The following is a 15486-nucleotide window of genomic DNA, read 5'->3' as shown; positions in this document are numbered from 1 at the left end:
GTGCCTCATAAGCCCTTTATATTGGTCTACTACACCTTACTTTTATGGATAAAACCATTAGACCAAAGCGAAATAAGGCAATATTGATCTTCCTTTATTACCCAACTAGCCACTTTGAACAATATGTTAAAATATTGCTCAAAGTGGCTTTTAGGCTATGGCGTACGTTAAATTGCTTAGTCAAGACTGGCGTATGTATATACTGCAAGGAGAATAGGTATATGATTGTTGGCGATAAAACAATTAGCCGTATTTTACCGTACACGAATAACAATCCGGATGCATATTGAAATGATTTGCCATTGAACCTATAATGATACTGTCAATGGATGGCACATGTAAGAGCAGGAGTAATGGTTAAATTATAATATAGGTTCATGAAATGATGACTACTTGGTTTTGGTTAGGTTATGGTTTATTTGTTGTGTTTATCGCAATCATGACTGTCATCGACCTTGAATCTGATTCAGGCTGCTTAAAAGTGGGAAACTAGTTCACTTAACCTAACCGACATGATTTTTTGTGGGTATGTCTCTCATTCACTCTCCCCCTCCAATAAACGCTTAGCCTTTTATAGGCAAAGGCTTATTCCTGCCTGACTTCCAACCTTCAGTTTATAGCAGTGGTACGTTACTTAATGTCGTACATATCTCTGATCATTCTTTCATGCTGCTACACATCCAAACGAACTCTTCTTTAATCAACACAAAAGCCCCCTTATACTGGTGCCATCAATTGCACAGCATAGACATTTCGATAAATGACTCATCAAGAAGCCTCTTTTACCTGTTCCTCGGGGAAGCAAATCTATACGCAATCATGGCAACCTAAAGGCAGTCATCCACATGCCATCGTCATTATTGTTCATGGCTTAGGTGAACACTCCGGTCGTTACCAGAACCTGATTCAAACTTTGCTCCCTCTCAACATTGCTGTGTACGGGCTTGATCATATTGGTCACGGGCGAAGTGACGGTAAAAGAGTGTTTATCGACAACTTTGACGAATATATCGATGCACTTGATAGCTATGTTGATCAGGTAAATAAAGCGCACCCTGACAGCCCGCTTTACCTTATCGGACACAGCATGGGCGGCCTAATTACCGCCACCTACCTTCTTCAGTATCAAAATAAGGTTAACGGCGTGGTCCTCTCTGCACCAGCAATTCAGCCGCCACCGCAAATATCACCGCTTCTTATTAAGCTGGGGAAATATATTGCAGCAATAGCGCCCAAACTGCCTGCTGTCGCTCTGGATATCAAAGGGTTGAGTCGTGATAACAAGGTGATCGATAGCTACCTGCAAGACCCTCTTGTGCATTCAGGCAATGTAACTGCAGGATTAAGCCGACAAATACAACGGGCAATGGAGAAAATCGCGCAGGAAGGACACCTTATCAAGCTGCCATTACTTGTATTGCAAGGCACTCAAGATCGCTTGGTCAATCCGCAAGGGGCGAGTTTTTTGATTAATACTGTTTCAAGTAAAGATAAAACACTCAAACAATACGATGGCTTATACCATGAACTGTTTAACGAGCCTGAAAAAGCAGAGATACTCCAAGATGTAGCACAATGGCTAAGCCAACACATCACAGCGGAAGAATCATAGTAATCAGATAAAAAAACGACCGCTATTCAAAGCGGTCGTTGCTGTATATAGGGTTACTTTATATCGCTCTGCTATGCATAACATTACCTTACTGGATCTTGCTATGTATAAAGCTATCGCTAACTTTGACGAGGATTTTCTTTTTTACCTTTAGAAGGGCAACCACTAGCGCAACTTGCACAGCTGCCGCACTCCCCTTTCTTCTTCCATAACTTGCGATACAAGTAATAAATCGCAATGGCGACAACCACGCCCAACAAGGCAAGATCATGCCAATGATTACTAGCTTCATTCACAAGTGCTGAACTAGCGTTATCCATTAATATCTCCTAGCTTATGCGAAGGAAAAAGGTGTTGCGCCCACCGCTTTAATGTTTCGCTGCAAGCAACCAATAATAAAGCAACGAGGCTCGCGCCATAGATCCAAGACATCATTGCAATACCAGATAACATCAACATGCTACCTAAGCTATATGCCGTGGTAGCAACAAGAAAACCAAGCCCTGTTGGTAGAAAAATAGCTAATAGCATCCAACGATATTGTCCCGTTTGTACGCGGATCATGATCATGGTGGCGAGACAAGGCGGATATAATGCAAAAAACAAAATCACGGCCACTGCAGACAAATCGCTACTGCCTTTACCTTTTGTTTCTGAACTCATTCGCGCTTCTAACGTGTCGTTACTGTCGTCATCTTGTTGGAATAGTACGCCTAAGGTGGCCACACTACTTTCACGTGCCGCAAAAGAAGACAGTAAAGCCACATTAATTTTCCAATCAAAGCCAGCAAACTGTGTAACTGGCTCCATCGAACGCCCCAACTGACCAAGCAAGGAAGTTTCTAATCGTACTTCCTTCATTTGTCGACGAATTTTCTTACGGGCAGATGCTAACTTACGCAACTCTCGACTGACCTTCTTCGCCGCTTTATCCCCCTTTGGCGGCACAACCATAGGGTAAAACAGCTCATTACGCGCTGAGAAAGCAAGGTTGACCGATTTAGAAGCGGCGGGATTAGTGGCATTCAATTTAGCGCGCTTGAAATCCGTGTAATAGTTCACTAGCGCGGGCAGCTCAGCAACAGGCACATCATCAAGGTATGGATTGCCTTTTAGCTTACTGTAAAAACGGTCAATGGATTTCGATGCCTGCTGCTCAAACACTTGCTGCTGGCTATCGGGTACACCAGGAAATTGGAGTAAACAGAAAATCACCACAGAAACGGCAATCACTATCGTCCCCACCTTCTTGATATAAACCCAAGTACGTTCAAGTGCACGTGTAAGCACACTGCGGAGCGTAGGCATATGGTAACGCGGCAGCTCCATCACAAAGGGAGCCGTTTCAGTTCCTTTTAGTACCGTTTTTGTTAGCAACTTCGCCACCAAAAGTGCTGCAATGATCGTAATGGTTGCGATGTAGAACATCATTAAGGCTTTATGCTCAACAAAGAAAATACTGACTAAAAGCGTATACAGTGGCACTTTGGCCAAACAATTCATAAATGGCACTGTCAGGATCGTGGCGAGTCGAGCTCGATGGTCAGGGATACCTTTCGTTGCCATAATTCCAGGCACCGCACAACCGCCCGCAAAGACACCACTTAAGATAAGAGGCAATGTGCTCTGCCCGTGCAGCCCAAATTTATGCAAAATCTTATCAACAATAAAGGCAATTCTAGCCATGTAGCCAGAATCTTCTAACGCAGCAATTAAGCCAAATAGGATCAAGAAAATAGGGACATAGTTTAATAGCGTGTTTGCCGAATCAACAATCCATAATCCCATAGAGCGCACATAAGGATCATGCAGAAAACCTGCCGCAGGTAAGAAGCCGGCAATAAATTCACGGGCTGCGGCCAAATAAGGCCAAGTATAATTGGTCAGTTCATAGCCATAGACTATGGACAGCTGATAAATAAGAAAGACAGTCGCAAGCAAAACACATGGCGCTATGTAGCGATTCAACACCCAGCGATCAATTTTTTCTGTTCGGGTTTCTTTATCTGGCGTGGCCTCATGCACAACGTCGTGCAATAACTGCTGAATAAAACCATTGCGACGGGTCATCACATAATCACTCACCGACATCGTTAGCGACTTGGTTAAACTATCAATACTCTCATTCAGCAAGTTCGCGATTTTATCCCACAGCTCAGTCGACAAAGAAGATCTAACTTCTGCTTCAACAGCGGCATCTTGCTCTAGCAATCGTAAAGCTAACCAATCCAAAGGTTGACCAAATTTATCTTTATCTACTTCTAGTAGCGAGACTAAGTGTTGCTGACTATTAGTGAGCTTAGGCAATGAGTACGGAAGCTGAGTGACCGTCGCGGTCGAGATCGCATCCGAAATTAACTGCTTGCCACGTGCTTGTTTCCCAATCGTTTCAATAACAGGTAAACCAAGGCGCTGCGCCAATAAGTCAGTATCAATGCTAATACCTTCCGATTGAGCAACATCCATCATATTTATAACCAGTACTAATGGCTGAGATTGCTCAATTAACTGCATGGTTAAATTTAACCCACGGGACAAATTTGCAGCGTCAAGCACATTCAGTACGGCAGTTGGTTTAAGGTCAGTCAACGCCTGTCTCGTTACCCGCTCTTCAAGGGAGAAACTCGACAGACTATAAGTACCAGGTAAGTCAATAAGACTGTATGTTTTATTACAAACCTTAAGTACACCAACCTTCTTATCAACGGTTACTCCAGGGTAGTTAGCGACATGCTGTCTTGCACCAGTGAGCATATTGAAAAGCGTAGATTTACCTGCATTTTGTTGTCCTGCCAATAAAACTGTCATTCTGCTACTCCTTACTTTCAGCACAATTTTGCAGTAGTTCTACCGAGACCATATTTGCTTCTGCTATACGCAAACTCACACTTGTCCTTCCTACTTTCACTTGAATAGGATCACCAAGTGGCGCATAACGGACTAATTTAATTACTGTTTGTGGATGTAACCCTAGATCCATCAACCTCTGTCGAATAGCACCTTCTGCATGGTGTTGAAGAATGATTGCGTGTTGATGAGGGCGTAATTGGCTAAGTTTCATTTTAATCGTCGATATGAGATTCAAGGCATAATCTGCTGAATTTACGTTCCTTACAATACAAATACAACTGCAAATAACAATAGTTATCATTAGGATGATCGCGATCAATTTTATGTCAAATGAAGCAGAATTCAACTGCGACTTGATTTAAAGTCCCGCCATCAATTCAGCACAAGGCTGGAACAAAAATAACCTGAAGGAATACCCTATGCGTTTTCAACAATTGGCACTTATAGCAGCCCTTTTAAGCCCAACAATTGCACTTGCTCATACGCCACTATGTTCATGCTATGACTCAGGCGATGGAACCGTTCTTTGTGAAGGCGGTTTTTCCGATGGCTCGTCAGCAACTGGGGTAGAGATAAAGGTCATCAATGACAGTGGTGAGTTAGTTGTGAAAGGTAAAATGAATGAAGATAGTGAATTTGAATTCGACAAACCAAAGTCAGCTTACCACGTTGAATTTAACGCGGGTCCAGGCCACCTCATTTCCATCGATAGCGAAAACATTGTCGAATAGCAGCGAATAATTTCTCGATACAAGACCAAGCCAGAAAAACCTATAAGGATAATACGATCATGAAAAAAACGACCCTAGCCCTTCTAAGTACCGCAGCACTTTCTTTTTCAGCGGCAAGTCACGCGCATTTCCAAATGGCGTACACACCAGAAATGCAGCTGGCTAAACCTGCAACGCTAGATATGAAGTTGGTGTTTGGGCATCCAATGGAAAATGGTCATGTCATGGATATGGAAAAGCCACTGGAGTTCTTTGTGCAGTTCAAGGATAAGCGCACAGACCTGATGGCGAAATTAAAAGAGATCAGCTGGCAAGGTCCTGAAAACAAAGCGAAAGCTTACCAAGCTGATGTCAAAGTACAGCGTAACGGTGACTACATCTTTGCTGTAGTACCAACACCTTACTACGAGAAAAACGAAGACGTTTACATCCAACAGATCACCAAAAGCTTCGTCAACAAAGGCGCAATGCCGACTGGTTGGGAAGAGCCTTTAGGCCTAAAAACTGAAATTCTACCACTGAACAAGCCTTACCAAGTGTTTGCAGGCGGTACCTTCAGCGGTAAAGTAGTTAGCAATGGTAAACCTGTTGCGGGTGCAGAGTGTGAGGTTGAGTTTGTTAACACTGACATTAACCTAGAGAAAAATGCATTCGGTAAAACTAACTACCGCGAAGCACCTCAATCAGCCATTGTTGCCTTCACTGATGAAAACGGCGTATTCACGTTTGGCCTACCCAAAGCGGGCACGTGGGGCTTTGCTTGCCTAGGCACAGGTCCAGATACTGAATATCAGGGCAAAGAGCTTTCTCAAGATGCTGTTATTTGGGTACAAGCTAAAGAGCTTTAATCCAAGTTAATGTTATCAAACAAAAATTGATAACAAGAAATCTTATGCAGAATAAACGGAAGCTTGTCTTCCGTTTTTCTTTTCTACGTTCAGCGTTTCATTGACATAAATGTGATAAAGTAACATACCACATCAAACTACATTCAATGATTACGGTGTCATGATCAAGCTGCATTTACCTTCAACATCCACGCCTTTACTCGTACAACTTCGTCGACGACTGTCAGTGCTTCTAACTGCAGCTGCGTGTATTACACCCGCAGTATCTAGCGCACACCCTCACTCTTGGGTCGATATCCATACTCAGGTTCTAGGTACAGAAACCCATATCACTGGCTTTAAAATGCAGTGGACATTTGATGCAATGACTTCCGCTTACATGCTTGATGGCGAAGATACCTCAGCAGAAAATAGAGCTGAAACTTTTCAAGCAATCGCTGATTCGGTCATGGAAAACCTGTTGCAGGAACACTACTTCACCTATTTCTATCAAAATGATCAGCCCATCAAATATAAAGTCTCGCCTGGTGGAACACTCAGCCAAGACCGAATGAAAATCACATTAAGTTTTGAACTGCCGCTAGCGAAGCCTCAGCCACTGCCCGAAGAACCGTTAGCATTACGCGTATTCGAGCCAAGTTATTATGTTGATCTTGCATGGAAAGCAAATACTGATGTCAGCCTAGCTGCCCCCCTTCAGAAGCACTGCCAAGTGAATCTAGTGCAACCAACACCAACAGCAGAACAAATGAGTTATGCCATGTCGCTGCCTGCTGACGCTGACCCTGATAACGCATTAGGTCAACTTTTTACACAAACGGTCACTATCGCTTGTCAACCACAGGTCTAAGCAAGGTTTTGTCACATGCAATCAACCCGTTCTTCTGTCGCTAACTGGCTCTTTTCAATCTATGGCTTATTTACCGTACTAAGCCTATGTGGTTTTACTGGCTATTATTTATGGCAAGCATGGCCTTCGCTGATCCTTTCTGGCATGCAATGGCAACGTAGCCTCTATAACACCTTAAGTGAATTATTGTTTGATGCGAAAACCGAACCTTTAACAGCAAGTATCAGTTTAATAAGCCTCAGTCTGTTATACGGAATACTACACTCTCTCGGTCCGGGGCATGGCAAGGTTATCGTTTCGACCTATGTAGCAACACACCCAACGAAAGTTGCGGCCAGTTTGTGGATCACGCTACTGTCAGCACTTATGCAAGCCATTGTGGCTATCAGCCTTGTTTCTATTTTGCGCTTTATCTATCAGACCTCGATGCGTGATATCAGTGCTCATGCAGATACTTTTGTCACTGGGAGTTTCTACGCCGTGATTATATTAGGGCTTGGACTCATCACACGGAGTCTCCGTACTTTATGGCAAATGCAGACGTCTAAGAAACGCCCAAAAGCAGCAGGTTGTGCCACACAGACATGCTGTCACCATCACGCTTCAGCCACCAGCATGAATCAAGCAACATCAAAAAAAGAGCTTGCCAGTATTATTGCCAGCATAGGGATTCGCCCGTGTACGGGTGCCATCATGGTGCTGCTTTTTGCCAACATGGTCGACATGTATTGGCTGGGTGTGATCAGTGCGATTGTGATGGCATTGGGAACAGCACTGACCACATCTACTCTAGCCATGATGACGATAAGTGGTAAAAAGCTGGTTCAGTTTTATCTTAAAAGCACACCAAACACCCATTCTGCCCTTACTGACTTTCGTCCTATCATCCAAATTATTGGTGGTGCAGCCTTAGTGATTTTAGGGATGGTCATGCTTCAATCACAAGTGCCAGGCATGTCGGCTGTTTTCTAATTCTCAGCGGGGTAAGCCAATATTAATACCAATCTGAGTAAGTAAATGTTCAGGTGATTGCACAGGAAAAAGCACTGAAAACAAGGCGTAGATTGCGGATAGCTAGTTGTTCTATCTACAAAATCTATAACGCAGTTATCATTGATTTTAACCAGCAAGAACAATCAGTTACTTAGTTAGATTGATATAAGATTTTTTCGTTAAAAAAGCGTGCCGTAGCAGAATTGAGTAGCATCAAGCGATTGATGTACATGTAATTTAGAGATAAAAAAATCCCTAGCCAAAAGCTAGGGATTTTTTATAACCGCAAATTAGTTTAGCGCATCGAACGGTTAGGTAAACAGGATCAAGCCCCAAGTTACCGTTACTAATGCCAGTGCAACAAACACAGCCGCTGAACCAATATCTTTCGCACGGCCACTTAGCTCATGATATTCAGAGCCAATACGGTCAACAACCGCTTCAACCGCTGAGTTAAGTAGCTCAACAATCACCACAATAAATAATGAGCCAATCATAACGACTTGCTCTAATTTAGTGACAGGTAAGAAAAAGGTTACAGCCGTCATCAACACCATCAGTATGATTTCTTGACGAAAAGCTGCTTCGTGTTGCCAAGCCGCTTTCAGGCCTTTAATAGAGTAACCCGTCGCGTCAATCACGCGTTTAATACCAGTAGCACCAGGTTTCATGTAGATATTCCTATAATAAATCTAAATTAAGAAGCTGTGTTTGAACATGTTGCAAACATGTCTAGAGCAGGTTTGTATTCGCTGGTTTCAACATTCATCAGACCCAAAATGGAATGGAAGAAGTTGTCATGCGAATACTTACCCTTCGCCATCTCCTGAAGACACTCAGTGTTTAGCTTGTGGTTCTTGGTGAAGTTATCTGACATCCAAGTCACCATAGGCACATGGGTTTGGTAGTCAGGGGCAATCGCGTACGGTAAACCATGTAAGTAGATACCGTTTTCACCTAATGATTCACCGTGATCAGACACATAAAGCATAGCGGTATTAATATTATCGTCTTGTGCTTTCAATGTATTGATCACTTCACTCAACAAGTAATCTGTATATAACAGAGTATTATCGTAAGTATTCACTAACTCTTCTTGTGAACACTTCTGGATCTCAGCGGTATCACAGGTTGGTGTGAACTTCTTAAATTCATCAGGGTAGCGTTTGTAATACGTTGGGCCATGGCTGCCAAGTAAGTGCAATACAATCACACCATCTTTTTTAATCGCAGCAATGTTTTCATTTAAGTTTTCTAGTAGAACACCATCAAAACAGGTTCCCCAAGTACAAAGTTCTTCACTCTTTGACTGGCTAGAATCAACATAGGTCACACGGTCACACGCACCTTTACAACCACTGTTATTATTCTTCCAAAGTACATCAAGGCCCGCATGATCAAGTATGTCTAGCAGACCTTCTTGACGACGTGCCGTCGACGCACTGTAACCGGATTTCGTCATGTTAGAGAACATACACGGTAAAGAAACTGCCGTTGCAGTACCACACGAGCTAATGTTCGGGAAGTTAATCACGCCTTCTTGCTTAGCCAGGTATTCGTTAGTCTCTTTTTCATAGCCATTGAATGACGAGTTCATTGCACGTGCTGTTTCACCCACAACCACAACCAGCACATTTTTCTGCTCGCTGTCGGCATTAAGGTTCACCGCATCAGTACCAATCTGTACAAACGGCATATTCGCTTCATACAAACGGTTCTTAGCCACGCGGAATGTCGCTGTGATGTAGTTCGTTGGGTTTAGCATTGATTTAATTTGCACATTATTACGAATCAGCGATGCGTAATCTTTGTAGTACATAGAGGCAATCAGAGCAACCACAACAACTGAACCAACAATACTTAGCGCTTTGAAAACCACTTCTTTAACTACGCCATTAAACTGAACGTTAATACGGCTCATAATTAAAAGAGGAATAACCGCTAATGATACAAACCACAATACAACCGATGTTGACATGTAGCTGGTCGCTTCATTGGTATCCGTTTCAATCACATTAACTATCATGTCATAGTCCAACACAACACCGTACTGGTGCATGCCAAACGTTGCCATTGACGAAATAATAATGATCACACCAATCACTGCGCGGTGAAGGTACGGCCATGTGAATAACGTGAATACCACATTCATTATCGCAAGGATAAAGAAAGGCAAAGACAGCTTAAATCCCATTGACGCATCTGGTAACGAATCAAAGATAATATCTAAGCGTTCCCAAAGGGCAATATTTTGGAATATGGTAAAAAATAAAGCGATGAGCAGTGTGTATAAAATGCTATTTAAGCGGATTTTCATTCGTATAGCGCCAGTATTTTCGTTTCTCTAAGAAACTGGTCAAAAATTCTTCCAGATTATGCACGTCATCCCAAAAAAAGTAAAAAATAATTGTTACTACGCGAAAAGGATGAAGTCTATTTTATAAGTAAATTCATAACCTTAAGTCGCCACTCATATTCCATAAGTGGCGCAAAATAATGTAAGCAGGTTTTACGAGATTCAAAGTGTACGTTATTTATCCACATCTATTGTATGACATAATCGAAAGGCATATTACATACTCCCCTCAAGGTTACGCATAACGATTAGCACTCTTTTTGCTCATAAGTGATTACCGAAATAATTGCACCATTAACATCAAAGAATGCACACATTCTTCCAACCCCAGGTACATCCATTGCAGGGTATACCGCCTTTCCTCCTGCCGCTTCAGCTTTCGCAACCGTTTCATCCACATCTTTAACTGTAATATAGCAGCCCCAGTAGTCAGGCATTTCCTCTGCGCCTGCCGGTTTTGCCATAATCCCGCCAACAGGTTCACCGCCAGCTTTAACGACATGGTAAACCCCTTGTGGCATTTCCATCGCTTCAACTTCCCAACCGATCACGGCTTGATAAAATTTTACGGCTTTTTCAGGATCATCAACGATGAGCTCAGACCAACTAAAAGCACCCTGCTGTTGAAAAACGTTATTCATCACCTTCTCCTTGCTATACATCACATAGACATTATTGTGACTATTCATAGCTTAGACGGCTCTACCTTAAACTGCCCTAAGTTAAACTGCGCTAAATGCATGATGGTATTTGAAACCGAAATATTGCATTGTAAATAGCAAAGACTTTTATCTTGCGTTATGGACAACACTTGCAATGATCAAGCAACTCATCGAATCCGCTTTTCTTGCCTATCGTTCACCAAATCGTACCCACTATGCTTGTAATCAAACGGTGGGCTCGAACCTTGATGCTGTTCGCTATTACCTTGAGCAGGCGATTGATTTAAATCCCAAACAAACTGATCTCAGGTTGACCCTTGCAAATATGTATTCATTCCAAGGTGACAGCGAGCAAGCACTGGCTATTTACTACGATTGCTTTACGCAAACGCCGCAAAAAGACAAGCGCATTGTTTCTCTCTGTTACCTCATTGTTTGGTATCACTATTTATCAGAACATAAACGTGTCGATGATCACCTAGCTTATTTAAGCCAGATATCTCCACCCGAGGCACGACAAGTTAAGCAACTACTGCAGACCATAGAACACATATTGGCGAAGCCAATTAACTATGTACAAACCGCGCCTTCTCAGAGGGTTGGTACCAAGATGGTATGCCCAGCTTCATCTTGCCTCGAAGATACTGAGCCACAACATAAGGCTATTATCATTCTGGGTAACAAATTAAACGATGATGGCACCATCCCACCAATGCTTCTCGAACGCTTGAAGGCAGCCTTAACCGTTATCAACGCATCGCCAGAGCAACGCATCTTTGTCACTGGTGGGCTCGCGCAAGGTGGTGTAACTGAAGCTGTTGCAATGCAGCAATGGTTGATTGCAAACCAAGTCGCTGCGGATCGTATAACTTTAGAATATAAGGCAACCAATACTCTCGATAATGCCGCCTTCACACTAGCGCAACTTCAACACCAAAACATTGAACACGCCTACTTAGTCAGTGCTTCTATTCATGTCCATCGCTGTGAGATCATTTTTGCGGCAACACAGCTTCATCAGCAATTCAAAAAGCAACAAGCTCATACACTACCTCGTTTAATTCACTTTGATCACTTTGCAGCTAATGATGGCTTAAGCCCGCACCATAGCCCTGAAGGAAAAGTGCGATTAGATTGCTATATCGACGCCTTACGCAGTTTTGGTCTCCCTGCATTTTGCACCAAGCAAATAACGCTGGCTTAACCATAATCTTTAAATAGAAGGCGCCACATATAAAGCAAAACAAACATAAGAAAAACACATATTAATAACGATTCGATAAAACTCAGCAATATTGATTAAGGAAGTCTGCTTCGTTTTATATTCCTCTTTTTATATTATTATTTTCGAAAACTTACTTTGTTAAATCATAGATTCACAGTTATCAATTTAATCCATTAAAGATCAATAAGTTAAAGCGGTAAGCATAAAAAACCTTGCATAAAAACCCAACAACAAAGACAGCATATACATCACAAAAATTCCCCACTGAGCAATATAAGATCCCACTGTCATTATTTATATATTTATTAACAACTACTAGACACTCACCAACTAAGAATATCGTGCTGTTTTGCTGTGATGTCATTTAAGGGAACCTATGTTATCAATAATCATTGCATTGATAGTGACAGGCTTTGTCACTATGTTTGTACTCAAGGGATATAAAGCGCAAGCAATACTCATGGCTGGCGGCATTGTTTTAATGATTGCTGCAATGTTAATTGGCCAAGATCTACCGCTACCAGAAAGTGCGACAACAGGCTCACAATGGCTGGATGTTTTCCAATTTATTAAAAACACCTTTTCAACCCAGAGTGCAGGGCTTGGCTTAAAAATCATGGCCATTGCAGGCTTTGCGTTTTACATGCATGAAATTGGTGCCTCTGAGGCACTCGTTCGTGTACTCACTCGCCCACTTGCTCGTATTAAGCATATGCCTTACTTTTTCATGGCGATGTGTTTCATCATTGGTGAGTTCCTTTCTATCTTCATTACCAGCGCATCAGGTCTTGGTGTCTTGTTAATGGTTACCCTATACCCGCTCATGCGCAGTGTCGGTCTAAGCCGCTTATCTGCCTGTGCACCGATCGCTACAGCGGTTGCAGTCGAAATGGGACCGGGCCAAGGTAACGTTAACTTTGCAGCTGAAATTATTGGGATCGACGTTGTTGATTATGTTGTGCAATATCAACTTGTTGTTGCTGCCGCAGCTTTAATCACTATCGCCCTATTGCATGTGGTTATTCAGAAGTATTTCGATGTTAAAGCTGGCCATATTGCCAGTGAACACCGTCACCTTGCCGATCAAACGGATGATAGTCATTCAACGACAGGTGAAGATGGTCAGCCACTAGCACCTACCATCTATGCGATTTTACCCGTGATCCCACTGGTACTGATCTTCACTTTCAGTAAGTTAATGATCAGCAGCATTAAGATGGACGTTACAACCGCTATGTTTGTGTCTATCGTTATCACGCTCTTCTTCGAGTACTTCCGCCGAGGCAATGCGAAGAAAGTGATTGATTCTATTCAAATCTTCTTCGATGGCATGGGTCGTCAATTTGCCAACGTGGTTACCTTCATTGTCGCGGGTCAAACTTTTGCTCAAGGCTTAAAAACCATAGGGGCGATTGATGTGATTGTTAATGCTGCAGAAACTGCAGGGTTTGGCCCTGTACTCATGACCATTGTCATGGTTGGCATCATCATGGTATCGGCCATCTTGATGGGATCAGGTAACGCCGCATTCTTCTCATTTGCTAACTTAGTACCTGATATTGCAGCAAAAATGGGCATTGCTCCTGTTGTCATGCTGCTACCAATGCAATTTGTGGCGGGGATGAGCCGTAATATTTCACCGATTGCGCCCAATATGGTGGCTATCGCTGGCGTGGCCGAAGTATCACCGTTTGAACTTGCCAAACGTACCGCGGTTCCTATGCTGGGCGGGATATTAATCTCAGTATTTATCAGTATTACCAGCTTCTAAGTGGCCTAACGCTAGATATCTAAACGCTAGGCTTCTAGCATACAGGTAAATACAACAAAGCCAGAGTCATACTCTGGCTTTGCTATTTCTAGCTTATAATTCAAACGACCGTTAGCTTTCAGACAAGCTCATTACTGTCTGCGATACATTCTCAGCACCAGTGTAGATCTCATCCATCACCGTCGATACTTCAGCAATCTTATTCATGCCTTCGTTACTGATCGTTGCCACTTCACGCATACTCGTTGTTACACGATCCGTTAAGGTTCTATTTTCTGCCACAACAGCCGCGATTTCACTGGTTGATTGGCTGGTGCGCGATGCTAGTTGTCGAACCTCATCGGCCACCACGGCAAAGCCGCGACCTTGCTCACCCGCGCGTGCAGCTTCAATCGCAGCATTCAGTGCAAGTAAGTTGGTTTGATCGGCTATTTCCTTAATTGTTGATACAATCGCTTCAATGTTCTGCGACTTAGTATTCAACAATTGCAATTGCTCTGAAGTGCTTTCAACTTGTTCTGATATTTTGGCAGACACTTCAACAGAATCCGTCAATAATTCTGAACCTTGCTTGGCAATCTGAGCCGTTTCAACCGAGGTGCTATACGCAACATCCGCCGCCTGAGCGACCGCTTCGCTCTTTTTGATCTGCTCTGTGATATTCGATGCAAACTTAATCACCTTAACCACATTGCCTGACGCATCCAAAATCGGGTTATAAGTCGCTTCTAGCCATACATTATCGCCATAGCTGTTCTTTCGTAAGAACTGTCCTGACTTAAAATGGCCTTTCGCAAGATCTTGCCAAAACGTTGGGTTATCAGAATAGAAAGCCTCATCGCAGAACATACGGTGATGCTGGCCTCGAATTTGCTCCAATGAATAGCCAACAGTACTCAAAAAGTTTTGGTTCGCGGTTAAAATGATGCCTGTTGGGTCAAATTCAATCGTCGCTTGAGAACGGTTTAGTGCCGCTAATACATTCTGCTGAGCAATTGACTCGTTTTTAACTTCAGTTACGTCTGAAGCAATTTTCATAACCTTCACGACCGCGCCATCTTGCTTAATCGGAAAATAGGTCGCTTCAAGCCAAATCGCCTCACCCTGCTTGTTCTTGCGCTCAAACGTACCGTGCGTTGCCCTGCCTGCTTTTAAATTCTGCCAAAATTGACGATATTCGGCACTGTCAGCAAAGGCTTTAAAACACATTGCGCTGTGGTGTTTACCTACAACGTCAGATAATGAATAACCAACAATATCTAAAAAATGTGGATTGGCACCTAGGATTCGTCCTTCAAGATCAAATTCGATAGTTGCCATTTCCGATTGAATCGAGCTTACAATCGATTGAAGCTGCGTATTCTCACTCTGCACAGCGGCTAACTGCTGCTTTAACTTTCTACTAAACATCGGATTGTCTCTTATTATTCTCTGTTTACGCACAATAGACGGTATAAAGCTACCATCAAAAATACCTCTCGCGAACATATTAAATGACAACCGCTCAGAATTGATAACCTTTTTTAGCTTCATCACAAAAACTATGCGCTCAAGGCTCAATCCTTATTCGTAACAATACATCTTATTA

14 protein-coding genes are annotated in these 15486 nt (G+C 42.8%); 7 read left to right on the top strand and 7 right to left on the bottom strand.

The annotated features are described in order from the left end of the window. Positions 1-760: 760 nt before the first annotated feature. A complete protein-coding gene (locus OCU77_RS24500) occupies positions 761-1612 on the top strand; it encodes an alpha/beta hydrolase (protein ID WP_048899349.1) in 852 nt (283 codons plus the stop codon). A 119-nt stretch (positions 1613-1731) separates the two neighbouring features. Here OCU77_RS24500 and OCU77_RS24495 read toward each other — a convergent pair whose 3' ends face one another. The 3 genes from OCU77_RS24495 to OCU77_RS24485 are packed head-to-tail and all read right to left on the bottom strand — an operon-like array spanning position 1732 to position 4673. Then, the gene (locus tag OCU77_RS24495; protein ID WP_048899348.1) at positions 1732-1932 is read right to left on the bottom strand and encodes a FeoB-associated Cys-rich membrane protein; all 201 of its coding nucleotides are present in this window, start codon (positions 1930-1932) and stop codon (positions 1732-1734) included. Then, entirely contained in the window at positions 1925-4420 is a 2496-nt protein-coding gene (gene feoB, locus OCU77_RS24490) for a ferrous iron transport protein B (protein WP_107302933.1), read from the bottom strand. The genes OCU77_RS24495 and feoB overlap by 8 nt, the downstream gene beginning before the upstream one ends. A gap of 4 nt (positions 4421-4424) precedes the next feature. Then, a complete protein-coding gene (locus tag OCU77_RS24485; protein ID WP_193391663.1) occupies positions 4425-4673 on the bottom strand; it encodes a FeoA family protein in 249 nt (82 codons plus the stop codon). 208 nt (positions 4674-4881) lie between these two features. Between OCU77_RS24485 and OCU77_RS24480 the strand changes: the two genes are divergently transcribed. The 4 genes from OCU77_RS24480 to OCU77_RS24465 all read left to right on the top strand — a co-directional run bounded on the left by OCU77_RS24480 (position 4882) and on the right by OCU77_RS24465 (position 7863). Beyond that, positions 4882-5193 (top strand): hypothetical protein, encoded by a 312-nt coding sequence (locus tag OCU77_RS24480; protein WP_048899346.1) that lies wholly within the window; start codon positions 4882-4884, stop codon positions 5191-5193. A gap of 59 nt (positions 5194-5252) precedes the next feature. Next, positions 5253-6041, top strand: coding sequence for a DUF4198 domain-containing protein (locus OCU77_RS24475; protein WP_048899345.1), 789 nt, complete (start codon positions 5253-5255; stop codon positions 6039-6041). A gap of 160 nt (positions 6042-6201) precedes the next feature. Further along, entirely contained in the window at positions 6202-6891 is a 690-nt protein-coding gene (locus OCU77_RS24470) for a DUF1007 family protein (RefSeq protein ID WP_084711806.1), read from the top strand. A 15-nt stretch (positions 6892-6906) separates the two neighbouring features. Continuing rightward, the gene (locus tag OCU77_RS24465; protein WP_053111834.1) at positions 6907-7863 is read left to right on the top strand and encodes a nickel/cobalt transporter; all 957 of its coding nucleotides are present in this window, start codon (positions 6907-6909) and stop codon (positions 7861-7863) included. A gap of 332 nt (positions 7864-8195) precedes the next feature. Here the strand turns inward: OCU77_RS24465 and OCU77_RS24460 are convergent, their stop codons facing one another. The 3 genes from OCU77_RS24460 to OCU77_RS24450 form a co-directional block, all read right to left on the bottom strand. After that, the gene (locus OCU77_RS24460; RefSeq protein WP_048899344.1) at positions 8196-8555 is read right to left on the bottom strand and encodes a diacylglycerol kinase; all 360 of its coding nucleotides are present in this window, start codon (positions 8553-8555) and stop codon (positions 8196-8198) included. A 26-nt stretch (positions 8556-8581) separates the two neighbouring features. Next, entirely contained in the window at positions 8582-10201 is a 1620-nt protein-coding gene (gene eptA / locus OCU77_RS24455) for a phosphoethanolamine transferase EptA (RefSeq protein WP_048899343.1), read from the bottom strand. 287 nt (positions 10202-10488) lie between these two features. Then, complete coding sequence (locus tag OCU77_RS24450; RefSeq protein ID WP_048899342.1) at positions 10489-10881, bottom strand: VOC family protein; 393 nt, start codon at positions 10879-10881, stop codon at positions 10489-10491. 175 nt (positions 10882-11056) lie between these two features. Between OCU77_RS24450 and OCU77_RS24445 the strand changes: the two genes are divergently transcribed. Together OCU77_RS24445 and dcuC are read left to right on the top strand one after the other, a co-directional pair. After that, positions 11057-12106 carry an ElyC/SanA/YdcF family protein gene (locus OCU77_RS24445; protein WP_048899341.1) on the top strand — a complete coding sequence of 350 codons (1050 nt, stop codon included), beginning with the start codon at positions 11057-11059 and terminating at the stop codon, positions 12104-12106. 397 nt (positions 12107-12503) lie between these two features. Next, positions 12504-13898 carry a C4-dicarboxylate transporter DcuC gene (dcuC, locus tag OCU77_RS24440; RefSeq protein ID WP_048899340.1) on the top strand — a complete coding sequence of 465 codons (1395 nt, stop codon included), beginning with the start codon at positions 12504-12506 and terminating at the stop codon, positions 13896-13898. 111 nt (positions 13899-14009) lie between these two features. Here the strand turns inward: dcuC and OCU77_RS24435 are convergent, their stop codons facing one another. After that, positions 14010-15308 (bottom strand): methyl-accepting chemotaxis protein, encoded by a 1299-nt coding sequence (locus tag OCU77_RS24435; protein ID WP_048899339.1) that lies wholly within the window; start codon positions 15306-15308, stop codon positions 14010-14012. Between the last annotated feature and the right edge of the window lie 178 nt (positions 15309-15486).

Origin of the sequence: Photobacterium swingsii, from assembly GCF_024346715.1 — a bacterium.
Lineage (GTDB): Bacteria > Pseudomonadota > Gammaproteobacteria > Enterobacterales > Vibrionaceae > Photobacterium > Photobacterium swingsii.
Note: the sequence above shows the minus strand (reverse complement) of the source record. Positions and strands in the feature narration are given on the sequence as shown.